The organism is Roseibium sp. R5 (assembly GCF_055755305.1).
This window is the reverse complement of the sequence record NZ_JBVTQU010000002.1, coordinates 22,995-46,471: the sequence shown is the minus strand read 5'-3', so window position 1 is coordinate 46,471 and position 23,477 is coordinate 22,995. Positions and strand designations below refer to the sequence as shown.

Genomic DNA, 23,477 nt, shown 5'->3' with positions numbered 1-23,477 from the left:
CGTGTTTTTGGGAGAAAGAGACATGGGCCTGCAATTTGAAGCGTTGCGACGCGATGTCATTCAACGACTTAAGAATGGATGGACACCTGAACAGATTGCGGGTCGCCTGAAGATAGAGCCACACATGAAAGCGACGGTCTGTCACGAGACCATCTACAAATATGTTTACTCCCCTGAAGGCCGCGAAGAACAACTTGCTCGTTTTCTGCCGGAGCGCCGTAAGAAGCGCCGCCCCCGTTATGCTCGGAAACCGCAAAATCCGATATTTCCAGAAGAACGACGGATCAGACACAGGCCCAAAAAAGTTCAAGAACGCACGGAGTTCGGTCATTGGGAGTGCGACTTGATGATCTTTGAGCGCGCGCAGGGCCAAGCCAATGTGGCCACGTTGATTGAACGGAAGAGCCGATTTGTCGTTTTGTTCAAAAACAACGACCGTCAGTCCAAACCAATTATGGATCGGCTTATCAAGGAAATGAGCCCGTTGCCCTACTATGCGCGGCGAAGCCTGACGTTTGATCGTGGATTTGAGTTTGTCTCTTAGCGGCAGTTGAAACTAGGACTGGGAATAGATGCCTGGTTTTGCGACCCCTCCGCACCTTATCAAAAGGGTAGTGTTGAGAACATGAACAAACGCGTTCGACGTTACCTACCAAGGGACACAACCGTTTTGAGTGTTTCTGAACCCGCGATCCGCCTTCTCATAGACTGCCTTAACGACACGCCACGAAAGTGCCTGGGTTACCGAACGCCCCGAGAAGTATTTCGTGAGGAGATATTCAACGGTCCGCTGCATTAATGCCGAGCTACTAATGAGCATTCATGCGGCTCAGTAGGTTCCATCATCTCGCAAACCATCCGACCCCACTCAGCCTTAGCAACCCTGACCAGCACACCTGAGTGGGGTCTAACCTCCCTGCTCCGAACACATCCGGGCGGTGTTGCATTTAGACTTGAAACTCCAGGCCTGACCAATAATTCTAACTCACCGTGTTTCTGGGGATGCTTGGAGTACAGGCATGGGTTGGGTGAGGCTGGTCCTCCGCACCCTCATCCCCTATCAGCCTGACTCGCATTGGAAATTCACCCGCCCGTAACCATGAAAATACAACTTTTGTCTGATCTGGCGAATTCGGCATATTCTGCAAGTTGAAGTTGGGTCATTTCTTTTGGGTGACCTGTAGGAAATGACAATTGCCTATTTAACCGGCAGTCTTCTAATAGCCTGAAGATGATAGGCTCATCCCCGGTACCGCCTCAAATACTTGCCCAGATCAATGACAAGTCAGTCGAAGGACTTGCGCTCGCGCTTGCGTCCGATGCCGACGGCGCGGTCATGCATTTCCAATGGTGCAACAGCGCGTTCTGCAAGATTACCGGATATGACGCGGCCGAGGTCATTGGTCAGCGCGGCACGATCCTGATCGGGTCCAGTATGGATCAGGGCAATCACCTGATCATTATCGAAAAGCTGATGAATTGGGAGCATTTTTCGGTCAAGGCGCTCAACAACCGGAAAAACGGCGAGCAATACTGGCAGCGGATGAGCTGGACGCCCCTTTCCGATACGTCCACCGGCGACCGGTGGTGGCTGTGTTCGCTGATTGAGCTGGAGGATCAGGCCGGCCAGGAAGACACCGTCCGGCATCTGGAGCGGCCGGTCTCCGGACGCGAAGCGCTGACAAGCTATGTCGAAAAAATCGGGCATCTGGAGCGAGAAAACAATCGGCTGTTCCAGCTGGCCAAAAAGGTTGCCAAAGAGGCGAAGGAAGATGCGCTGACGGGTCTTTCCAACCGGCGGCATTTCGAGGTCGAGTTCAAGTCCTGGGTGTCCAACCTGAAAGGCGGCGGATCGGACTTTGCGGTGTTTTACATCGATCTGGACCGTTTCAAATCCGTCAACGACACGTTTGGGCATGATGCCGGCGACCGCCTTCTGATTTCCGTCGCCGAGATGCTTCGTAGGCTCACCAACGAGACGGACCTTGTCGCCCGCATCGGCGGGGATGAGTTCGTGGTCTTGCGTCCGCTTGGGCAAAGCGCTCTGGACATCAGCAGCCTGGCGGATGCCATTGTTCAAGAAATGCATGCACCGTTCGTGTTTGAAGGCAAATCCACCTTCTGCAGCGCCAGTGTCGGCGTTGCGATCGCAAACGCCACAATGGATGCGCCCGAGCGGGTGGTGAACGATGCGGACACGGCCCTTTACCACGCCAAAACCAACGGCAAGGGCCGCTGGTCTTTCTTCACAAAGGAGATGCATGCTGAGGCGATTGCCGCCAAGCGCCTTGTGTCCGATCTCTTGATTGCCTGCGAAAACCGGGAATTCGTTCCATTCTTCCAGCCGCTCATCGACGCTGCGACCGGCACTATCGCCTCGGCCGAAGTGCTTGTCAGGTGGGCGCATCCGAGAATGGGCCTCTTACCGCCCGCTGCGTTTTTGGAAACGGCAGACAAGATGGGCATCTTGAAGCGGATTGACGAAATCGTCTTTGCGACGCTTCCGAAAAAACTGGCGCTGATCGATGGTGCCGGGGTCGATCTTCCCAGGGTCTCGATCAATGTTTCTGCCGGACGTTTGGCGGACCCGAACCTTATTCATGACATCAAACGCGTCGGCATTCCCCCCAAACGGCTCACGATCGAAATCCTGGAATCGGTTTATCTCGACCGGCTTGGCGATGTTGTGAACTGGACGCTCAGCGAGCTGAAAGAGCTGGGGGTGACCATCGCGCTCGATGACTTTGGCACCGGTCATGCCTCCGTGCAGGGACTTTTGAAAATCAATCCGGCGGTCCTCAAAATCGACCGGCAGTTCATATTGCCGATCGTGGAAGACCAGACTGCCCGCGAGTTGATGGCCTCCATCATCGGCATCGGCAAGAGCCTTGGCATGAGCATTGTGGCAGAGGGCGTTGAAACGGAAGCGCATGCGCGCCTTGCGCGCGACATGGGCTGCGATCTCCTGCAAGGCTACCATTTCGGCCGGCCCATGCCCGCAACCGAGTTTCAGGATCTGCTGATTGAAACCAAAGGTCAGTTCTGGTCGCCAGAGCCGGAGATTACCGGCAAGGTGTCTTGAGCGGTTAATAACGCGGCTGGCGGACCAGAATACTAAGCGCGTTTAGCCGAGACAATGACTGAAGGTGTGGGCACCAGGTGCCCGCCGTTTTCCGGTGTGCCTTCGTCTTGCACCCGCCGCGACAGTTCCGCTCTTATGGCGGCACGCCGGTCTTCCGGTTGCCCGCCCAAGAGGGACGCGGCGCGGACGGCCCCCTTGTCGAAGGCATCGAAGAGTTTCTCGGGAGAGGAGACAAACACCCGGCTTTGAAGCTCAAGCATCGTGATGCCGGTAAAGCCACAGGCCGTCAAAAGGGGCTCTGCGATCTCCTTGTCGGCGAACATATGCGCGTCCGGCCCGTCCGGCAGGGTGACTGCCGGATCGCCGAGACGCCCGACGGACTCAAAAAGCCAGCCAAAGGCTCCGTTCGAGCCCTTTCCGCGCCAAATCGAAAAGGCAAGCCGTCCGCCGGGTTTCAAAACCCTGGCAACTTCCCGCAACCCTTTTTCCGGATCGGGAAAATGCGGCACGCCAAAGCCGATCGACACGGCATCGAAACTCTGGTCCGGGAAGGTCATGGCCATCACATCGCCTTCCACGAAAGTGGCGCCTGGTGCCGTTCTTCGGGCGAGGTCAAGCATGGCCGGCGAGAAATCAAGCGCTGTCACCACGGCCCCGCGTTTCACGAGCTCAGCCGCAACAACCCCATGTCCCGTGCACAGATCCAGGGCCGTCAAGCCGCGGTTTGGGGCGACCGTTTCCGCGAGCACGTCAGCTGCCTGCCGGGTCGCAAGATCAAACCCTTCGGCGTAGCCTTGCGCGATGCCCGGATCCTGCCAGCCGTCCCGCTCCATGCGTTCGAATGCGTCCGTGTTCATCATCCGCCCTCCCCCGTCCTTACTGAGCCTGCATGACATCCTGCAGTGTTGGGCTTTCGTCGCGGAAGCTTATCGCTTTTCCAGAAGCTAAAGGCAGGAAATTCACGCCTATGGCAGACGAATATTTTCACTTGTGAGATTGCGACGCGAAATCAGGCGATAGGCTGAAGGAAGTCGTAAGAATAGCGTCTGGATTGTTTGGCACCATTGTCTCTGACGCCCATGTGTTGATCTGGTATATTTGGCTTGTTGTCGAACTCGCGGAGGCTTTGCCATGGAGTGTTCCTACGAACCAGATTTCCTGGAAGCGGGTTCTGGACACTGTGTCATACTTGTTCATTCAAGCGTCGCAGGTGCGCGGCAATGGCGCGCCCTGATGGATAATCTGTCCGACAGGTTCCATCTGGTCGCCATAAATCTGTTCGGTTATGGAAAGACGAAACCTTGGCCGGAAGGCGCAACCCAATCCCTTGAAGATCAGGCACGGCTTGTTGAAGCCCTCGTCCCCGCCGACGGTAGCCGGGTGTCCATCGTTGGACATTCATTCGGTGGGAGTGTTGCCATGAAGGCGGCGGCGCTTTTGAAGGGCCGAATGCATCGGCTCGTCTTGATCGAACCAAATCCGTTTTATTTGCTTCACCTGCACGGCCGCGAAGAAGCGTATCAAGAAGCGGTGACTTTGCGCGATCTGATCAAGGCTGGCGCGGACGCCACAACCTGGTCGCGGGCCGCCGAATATTTTGTAAATTATTGGACTGGTGCCGGCAGCTGGGAGGTGATGCCTGAGGATCGAAGAGCAAAGTTTATCCAGGCACTCAGACCAAATTTTCATGAATGGGACAGCGTCATGAATGAGCAGGTCCCCCTGTCCGAGTGGGCCCGCGACTTGCCGAAGGAGACAACGGTCATATCAGCTGCCGATACAGTTCGGAGCATAGATGAGATTGTTTCGCTGATGCGGAAGCACATCCCGGACTGGACTTTTGAACAGACAGATCACGGCGGTCATATGGCAGCCCTGACTCACCCAGACCTCATGAATCCGATCATTGAGAATGCGCTGAATCCGAACTGAGGCGCTGCTCAGCAACCGGGCTGAAATACTCAAAGAGGGTAACCTGACCTGTCCGCTCCGGATGGACGTGTCGGCGGGAGAAAATCTGAGAGACGCTGCAAACCCGGTTTGGTCGGAGTCGTCTGCTTCGGGTGTTTATTGGCGCGTCATAGAAGCAAAATCCATGTCCAACAAAATGTTGACCAACCTTATCTTGCGGTCTGCAAACAAACAGATTGTTCCGCTGCGGAATATGTGTCTCACTGAGGCCGGGACAGAGGTATAAAAGGGGAAGTCTATGTCTGCAGCGGTTGATGGTGTTTTTGATATTTTTCGTTTTTTTAATACTCAGACCGGCACGCATTTCTACACCGCCAGCGAAACAGAACGGAATACGGTTCAGACCACCCTGCCCCAATTCAATTTTGAAGGTAATTTGTTTGATTCTAATGCATTGGAGGCAAACACGACCGGAGAAATACCTGTTTTCCGGTTCTTCAATACCCAAACGGGCACTCACTTTTATACGGCCAGCACCACAGAGCGTGACAGCATAATAGCCAACCTGCCTCAGTTTAATTTCGAAGGAACAGCATATCAGGCCTATTCAGACGCAGATATTGAGCGCGCACCGCTCTACCGTTTCTTTAACACCCAAACGGGAACGCATTTTTACACAGCAAGTGAGACCGAACGCGCCAACGTGATCGCAAACTTGCCTCAGTTTAACTTTGAAGGGATCGCCTACTATGTTGGCGGTATCAATGCGGGCGTTCAGCTCGATCTTTCCAATGTCAACGCGACCTTCAGCGGCAACACTCTGACGGCGAACACGCAAACGACCAGCTCGTTTAAAATAGGGGGCGGCACTGCTGCACCCCAGGCCCCTGCCGCGCCGGGGCAGATCGATGGGTTTTCGCAGTCCAACCCGTTCTACAGCGTTACCGGGATCGACAGTTCTGATTACTTCGAGTTGATCACGACAAATGGCGGCGTTGCCGGCAGCGCCGGTAGTGGCAATGGTGGGAATGCCAATGCCGCGTTCCGGTTTGAAGTTGGAACCGATACATCTGCTGATGTCCTGAACCTCAGTTTGAAAGGCGGCGTCACGATCACCGGCGGCTCCGGTGGGGGCGCAACCTCCGGAACTGGTGGTGCAGGATCTTTCGCAGCCTTTATCTCCGGGTTCGAGACCGTAAACATTGCGTCGAATGGGACAACCACCAACAGTTTCGCTGGTGGTGTGGGTGGTATTTCCACGAACGGGTCGGATGGCGCCAACGGCTATGCACTCGGGTTCTCGTCTGGAACGGCCAGGTTGGTCATCACCGGTACGCAAGACATCAACCTCGGCAATATCTCGCATCAAGGGGGATTGGTGGTTGATGGATCGGCCTTGACCGGAAAACTCACAGTGGCCGGCAACCCAGATACCCCGGTTGCCGATACATTGATTGGCGGTGCGGGCGCCGACTTGCTGGAAGGGGCGGGTGCCGCCGACACGCTCACCGGGAACGGGGGAGCGGATATTTTCCAGATTTTTCTTGGAGACACCACAACATCGGCGTTTGACACGATCACAGACTGGAACGCGGGCGGCACGAGTGATTTCGTACGCTCAGCGAACATCGATGAGGTTGCCGGCGCATCGATAAACACAACCGGACTTGCTGGACTTATTGTGGCTGTGAGCAGCGGTGGCAAGGCAACTTTCGCGGCAGCCGACGATACACTCGTTGAAAAACTGGCGGTGCTGGACACTGACGACACCAATGTCAGTATCCAGGAAGTGGTGTTTTTCGAACATGGTGCCGACACCTACATTTTCTACGAAAACACCTTCGGTTCTGGCGACGAGCAGTTGATAAAGCTCACCGGTGTAACCGGGCTGTCGACACTCACCGAGAGCGGCTCGCTCGGAGACTTCTCGCTTGTCTAGTCAGAGCGCCCGGTCCTGGCCGTAAACCGGTTTCAGGCACTTTCGTAGCAAATAGGGGAACTTGGTTCATTTTCATGAGCCGGGAGAAAATTCGGCACTGCTGGTGAGCTGGGACATATTTTCTCCGCTTCCTGACGCGTGGCATCCTTTTCAGAACAGCGTAAACTGCCTGCCGAAGGAGGTGTGCTGGTGCCACGACGTTATGCCGAAATCTATCCGTCTTTGCCGCTTTTGAGCAGCGATGACATGGCGCATGTCTCGGCGGCCGCGCTGATGTCGGTGCGCTATTTCCGGGCCGAACCGGATACGATGCCGGAAGAAGTCTTTGAAGAGCATCATGTGCTCCTGAACCTTTGCGAAACACCGCACCGGGTGCAGAACTGGCGCGCCGGCGAATTACGCGATTTCACGTTTGAAAAGGACGAAATTGTCGTCACGCCCGCAGGTCTGCGGTCCGGGTGGCGCTGGTTCGGCACCTCGGACGTCATCGTCGTGACCCTGGATCCGAAGAAGGTCGAGCGGTTCGCGCTGCATGAGCTGGGCCTCGTCCTCACCCATCAGCAGCTCGCCGATCTGCCGCAGTTCCAGGATGCGGATCTGTGCGCGGCAGGTGTCATGCTGCGGGATGCGCTGGAAACCGATGATCTTTCGTCGGGCGTCATGTTTGAAGCAATGAGCCGGGTGTTTCTGGTCAAGCTGCTTCAAAAATACGGCCAGCAACAGGCCGAAGATCTGGCGCTGTCGGCGCGGTTTACCTCCGAGCATTACAAGCGGGTTCTCAGTTTCATCCGCGACAGGCTGGACCAAACGATTTCCGTTGAAGAACTTGCACAGGTAGCCGGCATGAGCGCGTCCCATTTTGCCCGTCTTTTCAAGGAAACGGTTGGCGAAACGCCGATGCAATATGTCCTCGCCTACCGGATCGAACAGGCAATCGGGATGATGCGGGATCGGAAACGGCCGCTTGGTGAAATCGCAATTTCCTGCGGGTTTGCCGATCAGGCGCATTTTTCCCGGTCGTTCAAACAGGTGACCGGTCAAACACCGCGCCAGTACCGCGCGGCCTAGAATCTTAGCCCTGGCGTTTGGCCGGATCCTTCAAAAACAAAGCAGGCCTGTTCAAGTAATCCGGCGGGGTAAAGCGTATCTCCAATGTCATCGGGCGAAGGCGCCCAGAACATAGATTTTGGAGAGACCGATATGAGCATCCGTTCTGTGACCACCGCAGCCCTGTTGATGGCCTCTACGTCCGCCATCGCGCAGGTTGAAACCCGCACCATCACCTTTGAAAACGAAGGTGCAATCCTTTCCGGCACCTTGTACCTGCCGGAAGAACATGACGGCACGGCCCTGCCGGCCGTGGTTGTGACCGGCGCCTGGACATCGGTTGAAGAACAGATGCCATCCGTTTACGCCCATCAGATGGTTGCCCGCGGGTTCGCGGCCTTCACCTTTGACTTCCGCGGCTGGGGCAAATCCGGTGATTTGCCGAAGAACACCCGCTTTGTAGAAAGCCCGGCAGCAAAAACCTCCGACATTCGTGCAGCCTTTGATGTTGTGGCCACGCTGCCCGAGGTCGATGCGACCCAGATCCACGGGCTCGGCATTTGTGCCTCGGCCGGATACATGGTCGACGCTGTCTCGGGGAACGGCACAGTCAAGTCCATCGGTCTTGTTGCCCCGTGGCTGCAAAATGCCGACCTGGTCGAGGCGGTCTATGGCGGGGCAGACGGTGTTGGCGCGCTGATCGAAGTCTCAAGGAATGCAGAAGCCAATGGCGGGGAGATCATCCCGGCGGCAGGCCCGGAAGGCGCTGAAGGCGTGCTGATGCCGATCGGCGGTTATTATTATGAGCAGGACCGCGGCGCGATTCCGGCCTATGACAACAAGTGGAACCAGGCAGGCTGGGAAGGCTGGTTGACATACTACCCTGCCGATCATGCAGACCGCCTTACACAGCCTCTTGCAATTGTGCATTCGGAAGCTGCGGCCATTCCTCAGGGCGTGAAGGCGTTTTTGAACGGATTTGCAGGCGAGGCAACCTTGCAGATGCTTGAAGATGTCACCCAGTTCGACTTCTACGACAATCCGGAAGTTGTGACCCGCGCCGCTGACGCGACGGCAGAGCATTTTCGCGGCTGAGGCCGGGCGGCTGCCCAAAAACACTTCTCATTTTCAAGGACAAAGATCATGAAACCGACACTTCCAGCTGTTGCCGTTCTCTCCGCGCTTGCAACTTCAGCGATGGCAGACAACAAACTCCCTCCCGCAGGCGAACCGCAGGAAGCTGCGATCCGCACACTTGTGTCCTCGATCCCGCTTGCGGTTGACCGGGCGGCCTACGATCTCGCAGAAGCCGCCTTCGCGCCGGAGTTCGTCATCGACTACACCTCGCTTTGGGGCGGCGAACCGGCGACCATGACCCCGTCCGCTCTGATGGACGCCTGGCGCGGCATTGTTCCAGGTTTTGATGTCACCTGGCATGAACTCGGGCCGGTCTCCGTGACCGTCAGTGGCGATATGGCAACGGCCACAGCCTTTGTCGATGGCCGGCACTGGATCGACGGTGAGCTGTGGCGCCCGGTTGGCAACTATTACTGGGATCTGGAGCGGATCGAGGGCAGCTGGCTGGTCACCCGCATGGAATTCGACATGACCCAGGAAATCGGCGACCGCGCCCTGACGGCGACCGCCATGGAACGTGCCGCCTCGCAGAACTAGATCTCGTGTCTCTCACAAGCGCCGCTCTTCAACGAGCGGCGTTTTTTGCGATGATAGTGTTTGGATCGAATTACTCCGAACGGTCCCTATCCAAAGGCACGTTCAGGCCAATTTTTTTGCGGCCCATGACGACGGAGGTGCGGAAGCGGCGGACATTGGCATTTTGGAAGAACAGCCGGTGGGTCAGCGCTTCGAATTCGGCCATGTCCTTGGCAATGCAGATCAGGCAGAAATCGGCTTCGCCGGTGACGTAATAACATTGCTGGACTTGCGGCTCCTGCCGCGCCCGCTTGACGAAATCATCGATCTGGTCGAGCCGCTCGCGCTCCAACTCCACCATGATGATGAAGGTCATGGCTTGGCCGAGTTTAGCCCCGTCCAGAAGCGCCACCTCGCGCAGGATGAAGCCCCCTTCCCTCAGCGCTTTTAACCGCCGCTGCACTGAGGCAATCGAAACACCGCTCACGTGCGCCAGCTGTTCGAGGCCGGTACGGGCGTTGTCCTGCAAGGCGTTCAGGATCGAAATGTCCACCTGGTCGAGCTTCATGGCGTCTCTTGTGGTCTGAATACGGGAATATTTCTCATGAAACGCTAATCTTGTGAGGCGTTTCTATCAAGCGGATCAGGTATTTTTAACGGATGCAGACTTTATCGACCCGACTTGACTATAAACGCGCGGCCAGCCTGATGCCCGTTTGGGCTGATCCGGCCCCGACCCCGCTTCTGGAGCGGACCTATGCCCCGTGTACTGTCCTTATCAAGGACGAAACCGCACGCATGGGGCTCGGGGCGTTCAAGGCGCTTGGCGGGATCTATGCTGTTGCCAACCTGTGCCTCGGGACTGATGCTCCACGGGATGTGTCCCTCGAGACGATCTGCGCCGCGGCAACAGGAAAAACGTTTGTTTGTGCAAGTGCCGGCAATCACGGCATGGCTGTTGCCAGAGGTGCGAAGATATTTGGCGCGGCCGCGCGCATTCACCTGTCGGACACGGTGCCTGAGAGTTTCGTGGCCCGGCTGGAAGCGGAAGGCGCGACGGTCATCCGCTCCGGTGCGACCTATGAGGAGAGCATTGAAGCCGCGATCGAAGACGCGAATTCCCATGGATTTATTCACCTCGCTGATGGCTCCTGGCCCGGATACACCGAACCACCGCGGCTGGTGATGGAGGGCTATACGGTTCTTGCGGAAGAAATGCGGGCCGTCTTTGAAGTGAGTGGTGACTGGCCGACGCATGTCTTTTTGCAGGCAGGGGTTGGCGGTATGGCTGCGGCCGTTGCCCAGATGATCCGGAAAAACTGGGCCGTGCAGCCGGAGATCATTGTCGTCGAGCCGGAGGCCGCCCCGTGCCTCGATGAAGCCGTCAAGGCTGGGCGGGTGGTTGACGTGATCGGGCCAGTGTCAAACATGGGCCGTCTTGACTGCAAGACCGCGTCGATGCTGGCGTTTGAGATCCTTCAAGAGACAGCCGACACTTATATCCAGATCTCTGATGAAGAAGCGCAAACGGCTGCCGATGTTCTTGCAAAGCTTGATGTCCCGAAAACTACGCCCTCCGGCGCGGCGGGATTTGCAGCCCTTCGGCAAATGGCCCTGCCGGTTTCCGCAAGACCGCTGATCGTGGTCTCGGAAGGGGCTGTGACGTAAGCGCGTTGGCGCGCTGATCGTCAGAAAACCTTGAAACCGTGCAGCTTGTAAAAAAGAAGAGCGGATTTGGCGAAGAGCTTAATGTGCGTCAGCCCCTTGCGCGCCGCGTGGCCGCCTTCGTGGACGATCCGCACTGCTGGCACATAAGCGATCCGGGTAATTTTTCCGGTTCGCAGGGCAAGATCAAAATCTTCAAAATAGAGAAAGAAGCGCGGATCAAACCCGTCAAGCTGCCGGTAAATCTCACCCCGGAACAGCATAAAACATCCGCTGACGATTGGCGGGTCCCAGACAACGTCTTCGCCTGTTTCTTCGCTCATTTCATAGCGGGCAAGCCGGCCTGAGAAGAGATTTTTCAGGAAAACAGGCGCAAAGCCGCGCAAGAGAAGATCGAACAACGCCGGGTACCGCTTGCACAGGAATTGCCGCGTGCCGTCCGGCCAGCAGGCATGTGGTGTGATCAGGCCGCAGTCCGTATGCTCCTCCAGGAATTTCAATCCGTGCGTCAAAGCCTCTTCGGCCATCTCGATGTCCGGATTGAGCACGAGATGAAACGTGCCGGTCTCTTCGAGCACCAGATTGTGCGCGCGGCCGAAGCCAACATTTCCGTGTCCCTGCCGCAGGTCAAACGGTCCTTCGTTGAGATTTGCGGCCAGCAACGGCGCGATCCCGTCCGTGTCACAGTTCTGGATGATGAAGATCTTGCAGCGGGAGGCATCCAATCGGTTCAGCGCCTTGGAAAGGCTTTGAAGCGTGGCTGCGAGAACCTTCAGATCGGGCCGGTAAATCACCAGGGACACCGTCAGCAGCGGGTTGTCTTCGCTCGCCGGATCCAGCGCTCCGCTCTCTTCTATCATCTAGACCCGGCCCATCCGGCCGCGGACACCGTCCCAAATGCCGGACAGCATCATGCGCGAATGGGTCCAGCGTTTGGGCGCGGCAAGCGTAAAGAAAACGAGCCGGTAGGCCATGCGGAACAAGAGGATGGGCGTCCAGATATGCGGCAGCCAGGATTGGCGGATCAGCCAGACCGCATTGCGCTGCTGGTAATAATGCCGGACCGCGCTGTGCACCGGGACACGCCGCCAAAGGAACTGGATGTGATCGTCGCCAAGCGCGTGTTCCATATGCGCGTCGAACACGCCGTAGCTGATGTAGCCCATTTCGCGCGCCCGCAAACCCCACTCGATGTCGACATAGTCGATGAAAAGCTCGTCGACCATATCGCCGACTCGGTCGAACACGGTCATCGGCGTCAGGCTGCCCGACGCAATCAGGTAGTCCGTCTCGACAATCGTTTCCTTGCCCGTGTTGACGCGGTGTTTCAGCCGCAACCCCTTGCGATAGGGAAAGCAGCCGGTATCACCTTTGCGCGGGTCGATGTAATTTGCTCCGACCGCGGCAACGGTCTTGCCGTCCGTGCGCAGCTTCAATTCCGCCGCGATCAGTTTGGCGACCATGTCCGGGGCCGGAAGGCTGTCCTGATCGAGCAGCAGAACCGAATCCGCATCGCGTTCGCGGGCCATTGCGATCCCGACATTTTGCGCATGGGCAATGCCGAAATTGTCGCCGAGAAGTTTGAGGGTTGCGTTGAAATTGGTTGCCAGTGCGGTGAGGTCTGTGTCCGAGCCGTTGTCGACAATCACCAGATCGTCGACTTGTGGCGCAATCCGCTCCAGCATGGCTGTGAGGGGGCCAAGATCCGGCTGGTATGTCACAACAACACCGCAGACCCGGGACAGGGCCCCGGGCACAGGAGGCGTCTCGGTCATGAAATCAGGCCAAGCCGTAGTCTGCGAAGTCTTGATAGTGGCCGACAACCGAAATCACCATCCCGTCGTCATTCACCCAACTTCTTGCGTGCGCGTTGTCAGAAGTATGGTCATCAATAGCTGTCTTGTCGAACAGCACAAGTTCCGTGGAAGAACCTGTATTAAAGAAAACGACTTCGACCGAGGCCATCTTCTTTATGACGTGGTTGACGAAAATGTCGGCCAGCATAGTCATTTCGCCAATCTCTGCATTAACAGCAGAGACTTGCGGCCTCGCGACCATGTCTGATGTGTTCGCTCCGGTTGATATGCCTGAACCTGAGATTTCTAGATCTGGCACCGATATCACAGTGTCGTTTAGCCCAGGGTGCACAGACGCAACGATGTCATCGCCACTGTCTTTTGACCCCCAGTCTTTCAAGAACCCGGCGAATTCTTGGAATTCTTCTTCGTCAAGTGTTGTCAAAGCAGTGGTGGAGCCTACCGAATAGGTCGAGCCCGAGTTCAGCTGAACGGCTGCTAGGTAAAGGGCATCACCCGAGCCGCCATCAGTATCCGTACCGCTGTTCGTCTTTGTTTGAACCTGGCTGGACTGAGTGTCCTTGGTGTCTTGTTTGGTGGATGCCTGTTTTCCAGATGCCGCCTCGGGTTCCTCACTATCCTGAGCGGTTGAGCTCGCGGATTTCGACGCGTGGTCGGAGATAGTAGCCTGTGCGGCTGTCTCTTCAACTGGAACGTCGAGGTCTGGTAAGGCGTTCACCGCTGCTTCGGCGGCAAGGTCCTTGAGATGCAGTTCAAAATCAACGACATCGCCGGCTATTGACGTTACCGGCGCTTCAAGGTTCTCAAGGACCACCGGACCGGTGTCGCCATCTATTTCAATGTTTGCGGCGAACTGATCTAAATGCGCGCGGCCGGACGTTGCGACACTGTCTGCGAGCTCGCGCAAAGCAGAGTTCAAACCGGCGATCGAGAAACCATTGCTGGTGTCCGAATCGGTATCCTTACCGGCCTGAGGACCGTAAAACCCGAAGCTGAATGCGATAATGGCAAGGCTTGCCGAAACCGCTTGTGCGGCTGGAGAGGCCGAGGCAATCATTGAACTGAAGCTGGAGACCAGACGGTCGGACCCCGACCGGTCTGTGTCCACAAAACTGACACCTGACTGTGTGGTCTGAGTGGCAAACGTGGTCTTTGCCGGAGCAAGGTCCGGTGCGGTACCATCGATATCGGTGGTTTCGATATCTGCCCCAGCTGTATCACCCTCACCCATTGCCAGAAGCTTGTCGACCGGCAGGATCATGTCCTCGGCAAGATCGCTGGCGGCTTCTGTCGCGCTGGCAATGTCGTCGGAGGCAAGGTACAGCGTCCAGATCAGCGCTGCGAGCAGGATCGATGGATGCAGATGAACGCTCTTGTCGCGCAGCATTTTGGGCCGGAAGCTGACTACATTGCTCTCATCATCGTTCGCGCGTAAGGCTGCGAGCTGCTTGACGAATGTGTCGATCAGAGTCGCGAAATCCGGGCCTTCCAAAAGGCCAGACAAGCCCGGGCTGTCGAGAAGATACCGGCCATCGGCGCGCGCCAGATGAACAAAGACATCGCCGTCTTCCCGGCAGAACACGAACCAGGGATCGTTCTCGTCGGTCACGCCCCGGCCGGTCGACATCTTGATGCCCGCCTGTACCAGCAGCGATTCGACCCGGTAAAGATCAGCCAGTTCCTGGTTCGTCCAGTCACCTTGCGGGAAATTGTCAGCCGTTTCCGGAGGGGTGACCACAACCGTCCCGTCGAGCGTGCTGCTGATTTGCGGCACCGGCATCACCTGGCCTGCATGACGAGAGAGGTTATCCTCGAGGTTCAGGCGGCCTTCAAGATTCAGCCGGGAGGTGTCGACGGTTGTTGACTGGGTTTTGCCCGGAAAGGCAATGATTTCGACCATATGGTTGTCTCTATCCCTAATTTCGGCGGCACCCTACCGGTTCAGGGCCTTTTTCGTCCAGAGGAAAACGTGTCTCACGGGACTGTGACCGAACAATGTCGGCATAAATATCACAATTGCGCTGGATTTTGTACACCTTTTCCTGTACACGTGATGCTAGTGAGTACTAACCCCTTGGGCAGGGCCGTCAATCATGCAGTTTCAATCCAGCGCAAAAACAACGGACGACAAACGTCAGGAACTGCGATCGCAGGCCGGTACGTGGCTCAAGGCCGCCCGAGAGGAAGCAGGCCTTTCCCAGCGCGAATTGGCTGCGAAGATGGGCGCGCTCTACTATACCTTCATATCGCAGATCGAAAGTGGCAAGGGTCGTCTACCAGCCGACCGGTATGCGGTCTACGCGGAAGCGCTTGGTGTAAATAGCCGCGAGTTTGCGATCAAGATGCTCGAGTTCTACGAGCCGACAACCTATCAACTCATTTTTAACCAAAAGTCTGCCATCTAAGGGCTGCAAGCGATTCGGATCAAAAATCTTCTTTGGCAGGTTGCGAATCGAAAACGCTGCAGCTACACATGGCAAAAATAACGATGGTGCTTTTCTGCTGACCGTCGAATCTAGGACTGGAATTTGGACCTGACATCACTCTGCCAACCAGAATGATTAAAAAACTTTCACCTTACAAAGAAAAATGTTAATTTCTTAAGCAATCCGCTCACGATTTCCGAACATCAGGGTTTCTTGAGCGTGGCTGGAAATTCTAACACGCTTTGAGTGTGAATTGGACCTCTCTCAGGTCCGGTCCTATATGCCTTTGCGGTAATTCTGCAACAGGCATTTTGAAATCGGTAAGTGCTTTGAATTGCTACCGAATTTCTCCCAAAAAAATTGACTTTTCCCAAAAAAAGTGCTTGTCACACATCCGGTACAGCAATCGCTGAACAGTCCGATTTGACTGGGCAGTGAGATGCGGTGGTCGGGGTTGATCACCCGGCGCACCAAGACGTGACGTCACAAGTATTAAGATCTTAGGAGAGAACACTATGTCTCTGTCATTTGACGCAACATTCTACCAGAATTCGCGCCCTGACGTGTATAACGCGTTCATCGCGACTGCTGGCTCCACTGGCCTGACCTGGGCACAGTTCGCTGAGCAGCATTACGACACATTCGGTCGTTTTGAAGGTTCCGATCCGTCCGCTTCTTTCGACACCAGCTACTACCTCAACACCTACCCGGATGTTGCAGCTGCTGGCATCAACCCGTTCACGCACTTCCTGCAGTTCGGTTCTCTGGAAGATCGTGCACCGTTTGTGAACTTCCCGACCATCGCAAGCGGCAACTTCGTTCCGGCAACTTACGCTGCTGCAAACCCGGATCTTGCTGCTGCTGGCATCACGTCCAACGAAGCTCTGTACCAGCACTTCGTAATCTACGGTCAGTTTGAAAGCCGCCCGGGCGCTCCGACTGTCAACACACCGAACTCAAGCACTGGCACCACCCAGAACTTCACCACAACTGTTGGTGAAACTCTGACCGGTACTGACGGCGACGACACCTTCTCCGGTACTGCAGACGCAGCTGGCCTTGGTGCGACACCGCAGGCAACCGTCAACACTGGCGACACCGCTGATGGCGCTGGCGGCACAGACACTGCCAACATTGTTGCGACTTCTGCTGGTGCTTCTGTTGCTGCAGGCGTTCTGTCCAACATCGAAATCGTTAACTTGACCTCTGACACAGCTGCTGACGGGTTCCTCGTTGCAACTGCAAACTCTGCGAACTTCGCTGGTGTAACCCAGCTGTGGCAGATCGGTGGTGCGGCTGCCGTTGATACGACTGTTGGTTCAGGCGTAACAGCTGGCTTCAACGCAACAACACTTGCAGCTGGTGCTGGTGGTGTTATTGCTGCAGCTGGCAACTCCGCAATCAGCGTTGCGCTGACAAATGTTGCAAACGGTTCCACTCTCGAATTGATGGAAACCACAGTTGGCGGTGTGACTTCTGCAACCGTCGCCGGTTCTGTTGCAGGCGCTGGTGGTCTGACCATCGACCTCGACACAGCAACTGGTACTGGTACTGCAACCACTGCACTTGCTACGCTGAACGTCGGCATCTCCACGAACGGCACCATCACGCTCGTTGATGCGGTTGGTCCGGTCATGACCACATTGGATGCATCTGCATCTACCGGTAACCTGACTTTTGCTGGCGTTCCGACATCTGTAACCACGTTCACTGGTGGTACAGGCAACGATACCTTCACAGCAACGGCCGCTGGCGCAACCACCATCACCGGTGGTTCAGGCAACGACGTTCTGGGTGCTGGTGCTGGTGGCAGCACGATCACTGGTGGTACAGGTGCCGACAACATGACCGGCGGCGCTGGTACTGACAACTTTGTGTGGAATTCAGGCGACACGACCTTGGTCTTCGCAACCGCCGACGTTGTCAACACCTTCACCACTGGTACCGATACACTGGACTTCAACGTATCTGCTGGTTCCGCAACGAACACCATTTCCGATGGTTCTTCCGCCGGTTATGTTGACGCTCTGACAAACGCCAACACTGCATTCAATGGTACTGTCCAGTACTTCATCGCAACTGGTGTTGCTGACGTCGATGGCCAGACTGCCGGTGCTCAGGCTGGTTCTTTCATCTTCGTTGATGCAGACCTTGATGGAACTGCTGACTACTCCATCGGTGTGGTTGGTGCTACTCCGGTATTCGGCGACATCATCGCCTAAGCTTGATATTGCCCATCGGGCAATCGCAAAAAATTGGGAGGGGCCCGCGATGCGGGCCCCTCTTTTTTATGCTGTGACAGCTGTCATCCCGGAACTGTTAACCGGGTTGTGAATCCCAGTTCCATCTTCGAAGGTCAAAGCAAGCTTAGTCTCTGCGTCCACCGGCGAAATTCGCGCTTCTTAAGAGCACAGGTCTTTGAAATTGATCTTTCCCATTGAACCCGATATGCAATGCGAACAATCACAGGGTTTTCCGGCATGACCGGATTGCAAAAGTGAATCAGTTTGAAGGATCCAAGATGACCGAACAACCGAACGGAAAAGTCACCATTGACGGCCGGGAATATGCCGTGTCCGACCTGTCCCAGGACGCGCTGAACCAGCTGTCGTCGATGACGGTCGTGGATCGGAAGATCGGTGAGCTGCAGCAGCAGATCGCGATTTACCAGACCGCGCGCAACGCCTACGCCCAGGCCCTCGCCGCGGCCCTGCCGAAAGACTGATTTACCTAAAAGCGCCGATTAAACAGCGCTGCGGTTACCAGACAAAACCCCTCCCCGCTTTGCAGCGGCGAGGGGTTTTCTTTTTTACCCCAAACGCCCGGTCTGTCCTTGCCGCAGGCCTAAAACTGGTTTCTGGCGTTTCCGTGAAAGACGCTGAAGGCCGCCAGGCTGCCATCCTCGAGGCGCAGCCGTGATACGGCGCCTCAGGACAACAAGCGCACAAAAAAGCAGGTTTCCCAACCAAATCGCCGCCAGCCCTTAACACCTTGAAAGCGCACAGAAGCCGCCCTGACTTGTCCCGCTGCCCGCGCCGAGGAACGGCCATCTAACGCGATATAGGACCACCCTAGACTGGATCCGCATATCAAACGGCCTACTCTTTATGGTTCGGACATTTTGGATCATTCCAACGGTCTAACCGGAAGGGACAGTACGCGGATGAGGCTTATGCAGACTTTCAAACTGATGATCTGCGTGTGCGCCGCCCTCGCCGCTCCGGTGGCAAACGCCCAAGACAGCGGCCAAGCGTATGTTGTTGCGGTCAACCATGCCCCGCCGTACCGGATTATTCGGGCGGAAGATGGCGATCAGGCCTATTCGGGAATCTACATCGATATTGCCAACGCCTGGGCGGAGCGGGCCGGCCTGAAGCTGCAGTTTGTGGAGGTGCCGTTTTCGCGGGCGCTTGCCATGATGGAAGCCGGATCGGCCGACATCATGCTGGGGCCCAACCGAACACCGGAGCGGGAGACCTATATGATCTATCTGCCCACCCCGATTGACGAAGAACCTAAGATCTTCGTGGTGGCAGACCCGGCCAAGACCGTGCGCACCTATGCTGATCTGTCAGGCCGGACCATTGGTGTCCTCGACAATTCCGTTTATTTCGACCAGTTCGATGCCGATGATGCACTTACGAAGGTTCCAGCCACTGACTACGATACGGTGTTCAAGATGCTCGCCGCCGACCGGTTTTGTGTCGCCATCGCGCCGGAGCGGCTAGCGCGCTACAAGATGCGCGCGCATCCGGACTTGAGCGTGTCTCCCTACCGGGTCGCCGGCCGACCATCCTATTTTGCTGTTTCCCGAAAATCAGATCTGGCCAACGAACTTGACCGTCTGGACGCGCATTTGCGCAGTCTTGTCGAGACCGGAGCAATTGATATGGTCCTGGCGGACTATCAATAACGCGGCGATGCTTCACTCGGGATCGGTCAGCTTGTCGATCCATTCGAACTCATCAGTCTGCTCCTCCCCGGGCGGCTGGCGCCGCTGATCAGCGGCGAAGGCGCTCCAATCCCTGTGGCCGGCGAACTTGCGCCGTCCGGTGTCCGCATCAAGCACCCATTTTTCAAGACGGTCGCCATCAGCGATGTAAAGATCGGTGAGACGTGAGGTTGAAGCCCCAGCCTCAAAGGCCTTGCGATCAAGCTCGGCTTCCCTTTGGTTGGCCGTGACGGCCTGATAAAGACCCACCATGGCCACAATGACCAGCACCAACCCGGCGGAAATCACAAGGGCGGTCACGCTCCAGAGTTTCTGTCTGTTGTGTTTTGGAATGTAATGAACAACCATCGCCCGCCTCGCAGTTTGCCTTGAAGCTACAAGCTCGGCTGTTGCCGCCGCAAGTTGGGGACACCGCGATCGGCAATATTGCTAATCCCTAAACAATAAAGAAACCAATTGTTTACCAAGAGACAGAGGTGCCCCTCTGCGGGGAGGCTGCAATTGAGCGCAGGGTGGTATGAGATCCAAAGATGGCCGCGGCGCGTAGATTTTTCGGTTTTCAAGGTTGCAAAAACTCGCAGGCATTGCCCGATAACTGGCGCACAAGTGGTTTTCGGTAGCACGGCTCACTTGAGGCCAATCTCTTTCGTCAGCAATCTTGGGGCCCGTAGATAAGGTGATAACTACGTTGATTACACTATCCAGTCTCTCGATCCGGGTTGCTATTGGGGCCTTTGCCCTTGTGGTGCTCGCACTGACGATCTTTACCGCCGATCCGGGCGCGCGCGCTGATACAGAGCCGCAGACAACCGGGACAGCGCTTGAACCAGCGCTCTGCCGGGATGTGGGTCAGTGGCTAGCCCCCTCTTCAAATGCTCGACTGACGAACCGGGACGTGCTCGTGGAGGCAGCCGGATCGCGGGTCGTGCTGCTCGGAGAAACGCACACCGCAAAAGAAGATCATCTCTGGCAGCTGCAGACCCTGGCCGGGCTTTATGCCTTGGTGCCGGAGCTGGTGATTGGGTTCGAAGCTTTTCCACGCAGCGTGCAACCAGTGCTCGATGACTGGTCGGCCGGGAAGCTGTCTGAAGGCGACTTTCTGCGCCAGACGAACTGGGCGGAGGTCTGGGGCTATGATGCCGACCTATATATGCCGCTGTTTGAGTTCGCCCGGCAGAACCGCATTCCGATGATCGCGCTGAATGTTGACCGCAGCCTGATCTCCCGCGTTGGCCGGAACGGCTGGGACGCGGTGCCGGAAGACGCGCGCGACGGGATCACCACGCCGGCAGCAGCACAGCCGGATTATGCCAGGAACCTTGCCTCTATTTATCTCGCCGCGGCAGCCCATCGCCGGGATGCGTCTGAAGTCGCGCAGACTGTGGAGGATGTCCTTGAAACGGATGGCTTTCAGAACTTTGTCGATGCACAACTGACCTGGGATCGCGCTATGGCGGAAGCTTTGGCGCAGTCTGCCGAGGCGAACCCAGAGGATGTTGTGGTCGGGATTGTCGGGCGCGGGCATGTGGAGCGCGGCTTCGGTATCCCGCATCAGCTGGCGAATCTGGGCGTCTCAGCTGTGACTTCACTTGTGCCGGTCGATCGTGACCGGGCCTGTGCCGGGTTGGAGTCGGACGTGGCTGATGCGGTTTTCCTTGTTGAGGACCGCGGGGACAACGTGCCCGTTCCAAACCGCCCACGCCTGGGCGTGGCCATTCAACAGGGGCCCAATGGCGGGCTTTTGCTGAGCGAAGTGGTCGCCGGAAGCATCGCGGAGGCCGCGGAATTGAGCGCAGGCGACATCGTCTTGAGCGCCGCCGGAGCAGAGCTGAACACCCCGTCCGATCTGGTGGAGATCATTCAGCGCCAGGCCCCGGGCACGTGGTTGCCGCTTGATGTGGAGCGGAACGGAGAACGTCTGACGCTGATTGCGAAGTTTCCCTCTGTTCGGGACAGCGTTCAGTGATCCGCCCCCTTCAAATCGCGCTCGCTGTTTTCTTGTGTCTGACCGGCACAGTCGTTGCCAAAGACCGCGCGAAGCTGCCGCATTACGACATCACCGCCAAGCTTGATCCAGAAAGCGGCGCGTTGAGCGTTGAGGTTACGATCACCGGAGTTGACGGCGGGCCACTTGCCCTCCGCAGGGCGGACTGGCTGACTATCGAAGACGTTACCGTTGGCGGGAGTGCACACGCTTTCACGCCGCAGCAAAGAGGTATCATGGTTCCGCTCTCCGATGTTGGACCACACGAATTGGTCATCAGCGCACGCGGCACAATCCCGGCGCTGGCCTCCGGTGGCCGGCGCAGTGGAGCCGGATCGGCGGTCTCAGGTGCGGACGGCGCATTCCTGTCTGGCTCCAGCGACTGGTTTCCTTGGGACGGGTCTGCGCCGTTCTCTTACCGCCTCAGCGTCTCGGTACCGGCGGGGACCAAGGCCGTCTCACCCGGCAAGATATTGCAAGAAACGGAAACGGCGGACAGCTACACAGCGGTCTTTGCGTCGGAAAAAGCCTTTGAGGCACCGTCTCTGTTTGCAGGCCGCTATGACATAGGTGAGCGGGACGTCGGCGGCATTCGGGTGCGGACCTACTTTCCGGTGGAAATAGCCCGGTTTTCCAACGACTATCTGGATGCTGCCGGGCGCTATCTCACCCGCTTCAGCGCGGAAATCGGACCTTACCCCTATGAAGACTTTCATATCATTTCCTCGCCACTGCCCGTCGGTTTGGCCTTTGTCAATCTGACGTATATCGGCGAGATGATCGTGCCCCTGCCCTTCATGAAAGGCCGGTCGCTGGCTCACGAAGTCCTGCACAATTGGTGGGGCAACGGGGTCTATGTCGATTATCCGAGCGGCAACTGGTCGGAAGGCCTCACCACCTTCATGGCGGATTATGGGCTGGCAAAGGATCAAGGGTCTGAGGCTGCCAAAACCATGCGGCTGCAATGGCTCCGCGATTATGCGGCCTTGCCGGAAACCCGGGATGAGCGTGTCCGGGATTTCATCGGGAAAGAGCATCAGGCCGCGCAAATCATTGGGTATAATAAGGCCGCCTTTCTGTTTCACATGCTGGAAATGGAGATCGGCCAAGAGAGCTTTGAAAAAGGGCTGCAGCAGTTCTGGTCTGATTACAGGTATGAAATGGCCAGCTGGTCAGACATGAAGAGCGTTTTTGAAACGGTCGCAGATAAGGACCTGACTGCCTTTTTCGATCAGTTGCTGAATCGCGTTGGTGCGCCCGAGCTGACACTTGCCGATGTTCAAACGGAGCAAACCGGCAACGACTACCTGACAAGGGTGACGATTCGGCAAAGCACGCCGGCCTATTCGCTCTTACTGCCGGTGGAGCTGGAAACGCCGTCGGAAACCATACGTGAACTGAAGCGGCTTGATGGACAAGAAGCCGTTCTTGAATTTCGGACCGGCGAACCGGTCAAAAGGGTTCATGTTGATCCGGACTTTGACCTGTTCCGCCGATTGCTTCCCGGCGAGACAATGCCGATTATGCGTGACATCACGCTCGCTCCCAGCGTCACAATGCTCAGCCTGTATGATGATGATGGGCTAACGGATCAGGCGTTGGGTCTCGCAAACAGCCTGATGGACAGCGGATCAACAGCGAAAATCGTCGCGGAGGCACCTGATCTCACACAGGTGGGTTCACGTCCGTTGATCGTTGTGGGGGAGTCTGCAGAGCTGGCGGAATTCGCCGAAGACAAAGCAATCTCACCGGTTCCAGACAACTTAACAGCAGGCGAATTGACCGCTTGGGCGGCCCGGTCGCCAGCGAAGTTACCGGTTCTATTCATTGCAGCGAACAATGCGGAAGCCTTGCGGTCCGCGAGCGGGTCTCTCCGGCACTATGGGCGGCAAAGTTATGTGGTTTTGGGCGGCGGCAAAGCCCCTCAAAGAGGTATCTGGCCCGTGACCTCAAGCCCGCTGATGAAACACCTGACGCAGTAAGGCTCAGACCATAATCAAA

General features: G+C 56.7%; 19 protein-coding genes and 1 pseudogene. 14 read left to right on the top strand and 6 right to left on the bottom strand.

What is annotated here, in order from left to right; genetic code table 11:
- Positions 1 to 37 precede the first annotated feature (37 nt).
- Both AC0J4F_RS24665 and AC0J4F_RS24660 read left to right on the top strand, forming a co-directional pair.
- Positions 38 to 799 (top strand): annotated as a pseudogene (locus AC0J4F_RS24665) (IS30 family transposase); the annotation flags it as partial.
- Positions 800 to 1,231: 432 nt separating this feature from the next.
- The gene (locus AC0J4F_RS24660; RefSeq protein ID WP_473026498.1) at positions 1,232 to 3,082 is read left to right on the top strand and encodes a putative bifunctional diguanylate cyclase/phosphodiesterase; all 1,851 of its coding nucleotides are present in this window, start codon (positions 1,232 to 1,234) and stop codon (positions 3,080 to 3,082) included.
- A gap of 32 nt (positions 3,083 to 3,114) precedes the next feature.
- On the opposite strand, the gene AC0J4F_RS24655 is transcribed toward AC0J4F_RS24660, so the two are convergent.
- Positions 3,115 to 3,942, bottom strand: coding sequence for a methyltransferase domain-containing protein (locus AC0J4F_RS24655; RefSeq protein WP_473026497.1), 828 nt, complete (start codon positions 3,940 to 3,942; stop codon positions 3,115 to 3,117).
- 271 nt (positions 3,943 to 4,213) lie between these two features.
- Here AC0J4F_RS24655 and AC0J4F_RS24650 point away from each other — a divergent pair, with 271 nt between their 5' ends.
- The 5 genes from AC0J4F_RS24650 to AC0J4F_RS24630 all read left to right on the top strand — a co-directional run bounded on the left by AC0J4F_RS24650 (position 4,214) and on the right by AC0J4F_RS24630 (position 9,653).
- A complete protein-coding gene (locus AC0J4F_RS24650; RefSeq protein WP_473026496.1) occupies positions 4,214 to 5,014 on the top strand; it encodes an alpha/beta fold hydrolase in 801 nt (266 codons plus the stop codon).
- A gap of 277 nt (positions 5,015 to 5,291) precedes the next feature.
- Positions 5,292 to 6,932, top strand: a complete 1,641-nt coding sequence (locus tag AC0J4F_RS24645; protein ID WP_473026495.1) for a hypothetical protein — start codon at positions 5,292 to 5,294, stop codon at positions 6,930 to 6,932.
- Between the two features lie 189 nt (positions 6,933 to 7,121).
- On the top strand, positions 7,122 to 8,000 hold the full coding sequence (locus tag AC0J4F_RS24640) for an AraC family transcriptional regulator (RefSeq protein WP_473026494.1): 879 nt from the start codon (positions 7,122 to 7,124) through the stop codon (positions 7,998 to 8,000).
- A gap of 132 nt (positions 8,001 to 8,132) precedes the next feature.
- Positions 8,133 to 9,074 (top strand): alpha/beta hydrolase, encoded by a 942-nt coding sequence (locus AC0J4F_RS24635; RefSeq protein ID WP_473026493.1) that lies wholly within the window; start codon positions 8,133 to 8,135, stop codon positions 9,072 to 9,074.
- Positions 9,075 to 9,122: 48 nt separating this feature from the next.
- Positions 9,123 to 9,653 carry a nuclear transport factor 2 family protein gene (locus tag AC0J4F_RS24630; protein ID WP_473026492.1) on the top strand — a complete coding sequence of 177 codons (531 nt, stop codon included), beginning with the start codon at positions 9,123 to 9,125 and terminating at the stop codon, positions 9,651 to 9,653.
- 70 nt (positions 9,654 to 9,723) lie between these two features.
- Here the strand turns inward: AC0J4F_RS24630 and AC0J4F_RS24625 are convergent, their stop codons facing one another.
- Positions 9,724 to 10,200 (bottom strand): Lrp/AsnC family transcriptional regulator, encoded by a 477-nt coding sequence (locus AC0J4F_RS24625; protein WP_133953442.1) that lies wholly within the window; start codon positions 10,198 to 10,200, stop codon positions 9,724 to 9,726.
- A 140-nt stretch (positions 10,201 to 10,340) separates the two neighbouring features.
- Here AC0J4F_RS24625 and AC0J4F_RS24620 point away from each other — a divergent pair, with 140 nt between their 5' ends.
- Positions 10,341 to 11,300, top strand: a complete 960-nt coding sequence (locus AC0J4F_RS24620) for a pyridoxal-phosphate dependent enzyme (protein ID WP_473026491.1) — start codon at positions 10,341 to 10,343, stop codon at positions 11,298 to 11,300.
- A 20-nt stretch (positions 11,301 to 11,320) separates the two neighbouring features.
- On the opposite strand, the gene AC0J4F_RS24615 is transcribed toward AC0J4F_RS24620, so the two are convergent.
- From AC0J4F_RS24615 to AC0J4F_RS24605, 3 genes are read right to left on the bottom strand one after another with little or no spacing between them, the layout of a single operon-like run.
- The gene (locus AC0J4F_RS24615; RefSeq protein ID WP_473026490.1) at positions 11,321 to 12,157 is read right to left on the bottom strand and encodes a glycosyltransferase family protein; all 837 of its coding nucleotides are present in this window, start codon (positions 12,155 to 12,157) and stop codon (positions 11,321 to 11,323) included.
- Positions 12,158 to 13,072: a glycosyltransferase family 2 protein gene (locus AC0J4F_RS24610; RefSeq protein WP_133953436.1), complete on the bottom strand. Its 915-nt coding sequence runs from the start codon at positions 13,070 to 13,072 to the stop codon at positions 12,158 to 12,160.
- A 4-nt stretch (positions 13,073 to 13,076) separates the two neighbouring features.
- On the bottom strand, positions 13,077 to 15,014 hold the full coding sequence (locus AC0J4F_RS24605; protein WP_473026489.1) for a hypothetical protein: 1,938 nt from the start codon (positions 15,012 to 15,014) through the stop codon (positions 13,077 to 13,079).
- Positions 15,015 to 15,207: 193 nt separating this feature from the next.
- Here AC0J4F_RS24605 and AC0J4F_RS24600 point away from each other — a divergent pair, with 193 nt between their 5' ends.
- The 4 genes from AC0J4F_RS24600 (at position 15,208) to AC0J4F_RS24585 (ending at position 19,453) form a co-directional block, all read left to right on the top strand.
- On the top strand, positions 15,208 to 15,519 hold the full coding sequence (locus AC0J4F_RS24600) for a helix-turn-helix domain-containing protein (protein ID WP_473026488.1): 312 nt from the start codon (positions 15,208 to 15,210) through the stop codon (positions 15,517 to 15,519).
- A gap of 536 nt (positions 15,520 to 16,055) precedes the next feature.
- Positions 16,056 to 17,762: a beta strand repeat-containing protein gene (locus tag AC0J4F_RS24595; RefSeq protein WP_473026487.1), complete on the top strand. Its 1,707-nt coding sequence runs from the start codon at positions 16,056 to 16,058 to the stop codon at positions 17,760 to 17,762.
- Positions 17,763 to 18,061: 299 nt separating this feature from the next.
- Entirely contained in the window at positions 18,062 to 18,265 is a 204-nt protein-coding gene (locus AC0J4F_RS24590; RefSeq protein ID WP_040450378.1) for a DUF6447 family protein, read from the top strand.
- A gap of 447 nt (positions 18,266 to 18,712) precedes the next feature.
- A complete protein-coding gene (locus tag AC0J4F_RS24585; RefSeq protein WP_473026486.1) occupies positions 18,713 to 19,453 on the top strand; it encodes a substrate-binding periplasmic protein in 741 nt (246 codons plus the stop codon).
- 12 nt (positions 19,454 to 19,465) lie between these two features.
- Here the strand turns inward: AC0J4F_RS24585 and AC0J4F_RS24580 are convergent, their stop codons facing one another.
- Positions 19,466 to 19,792 (bottom strand): hypothetical protein, encoded by a 327-nt coding sequence (locus tag AC0J4F_RS24580; RefSeq protein ID WP_473026485.1) that lies wholly within the window; start codon positions 19,790 to 19,792, stop codon positions 19,466 to 19,468.
- Between the two features lie 388 nt (positions 19,793 to 20,180).
- Between AC0J4F_RS24580 and AC0J4F_RS24575 the strand changes: the two genes are divergently transcribed.
- Both AC0J4F_RS24575 and AC0J4F_RS24570 read left to right on the top strand, forming a co-directional pair.
- Positions 20,181 to 21,458: a ChaN family lipoprotein gene (locus tag AC0J4F_RS24575; RefSeq protein ID WP_473026484.1), complete on the top strand. Its 1,278-nt coding sequence runs from the start codon at positions 20,181 to 20,183 to the stop codon at positions 21,456 to 21,458.
- Complete coding sequence (locus AC0J4F_RS24570; protein WP_473026483.1) at positions 21,455 to 23,458, top strand: M1 family metallopeptidase; 2,004 nt, start codon at positions 21,455 to 21,457, stop codon at positions 23,456 to 23,458. Before AC0J4F_RS24575 ends, AC0J4F_RS24570 begins: the two co-directional genes overlap by 4 nt.
- Positions 23,459 to 23,477: the final 19 nt, after the last annotated feature.

Coding starts and splice junctions, on each gene's coding strand:
- AC0J4F_RS24660 (WP_473026498.1), top strand. CDS start 1,232: ATGATAGGCTCATCCCCGGTACCGCCTCAAATACTTGCCCAGATCAAT.
- AC0J4F_RS24655 (WP_473026497.1), bottom strand. CDS start 3,942: ATGATGAACACGGACGCATTCGAACGCATGGAGCGGGACGGCTGGCAG.
- AC0J4F_RS24650 (WP_473026496.1), top strand. CDS start 4,214: ATGGAGTGTTCCTACGAACCAGATTTCCTGGAAGCGGGTTCTGGACAC.
- AC0J4F_RS24645 (WP_473026495.1), top strand. CDS start 5,292: ATGTCTGCAGCGGTTGATGGTGTTTTTGATATTTTTCGTTTTTTTAAT.
- AC0J4F_RS24635 (WP_473026493.1), top strand. CDS start 8,133: ATGAGCATCCGTTCTGTGACCACCGCAGCCCTGTTGATGGCCTCTACG.
- AC0J4F_RS24630 (WP_473026492.1), top strand. CDS start 9,123: ATGAAACCGACACTTCCAGCTGTTGCCGTTCTCTCCGCGCTTGCAACT.
- AC0J4F_RS24625 (WP_133953442.1), bottom strand. CDS start 10,200: ATGAAGCTCGACCAGGTGGACATTTCGATCCTGAACGCCTTGCAGGAC.
- AC0J4F_RS24620 (WP_473026491.1), top strand. CDS start 10,341: ATGCCCGTTTGGGCTGATCCGGCCCCGACCCCGCTTCTGGAGCGGACC.
- AC0J4F_RS24615 (WP_473026490.1), bottom strand. CDS start 12,157: ATGATAGAAGAGAGCGGAGCGCTGGATCCGGCGAGCGAAGACAACCCG.
- AC0J4F_RS24610 (WP_133953436.1), bottom strand. CDS start 13,072: ATGACCGAGACGCCTCCTGTGCCCGGGGCCCTGTCCCGGGTCTGCGGT.
- AC0J4F_RS24605 (WP_473026489.1), bottom strand. CDS start 15,014: ATGGTCGAAATCATTGCCTTTCCGGGCAAAACCCAGTCAACAACCGTC.
- AC0J4F_RS24600 (WP_473026488.1), top strand. CDS start 15,208: ATGCAGTTTCAATCCAGCGCAAAAACAACGGACGACAAACGTCAGGAA.
- AC0J4F_RS24595 (WP_473026487.1), top strand. CDS start 16,056: ATGTCTCTGTCATTTGACGCAACATTCTACCAGAATTCGCGCCCTGAC.
- AC0J4F_RS24590 (WP_040450378.1), top strand. CDS start 18,062: ATGACCGAACAACCGAACGGAAAAGTCACCATTGACGGCCGGGAATAT.
- AC0J4F_RS24585 (WP_473026486.1), top strand. CDS start 18,713: ATGCAGACTTTCAAACTGATGATCTGCGTGTGCGCCGCCCTCGCCGCT.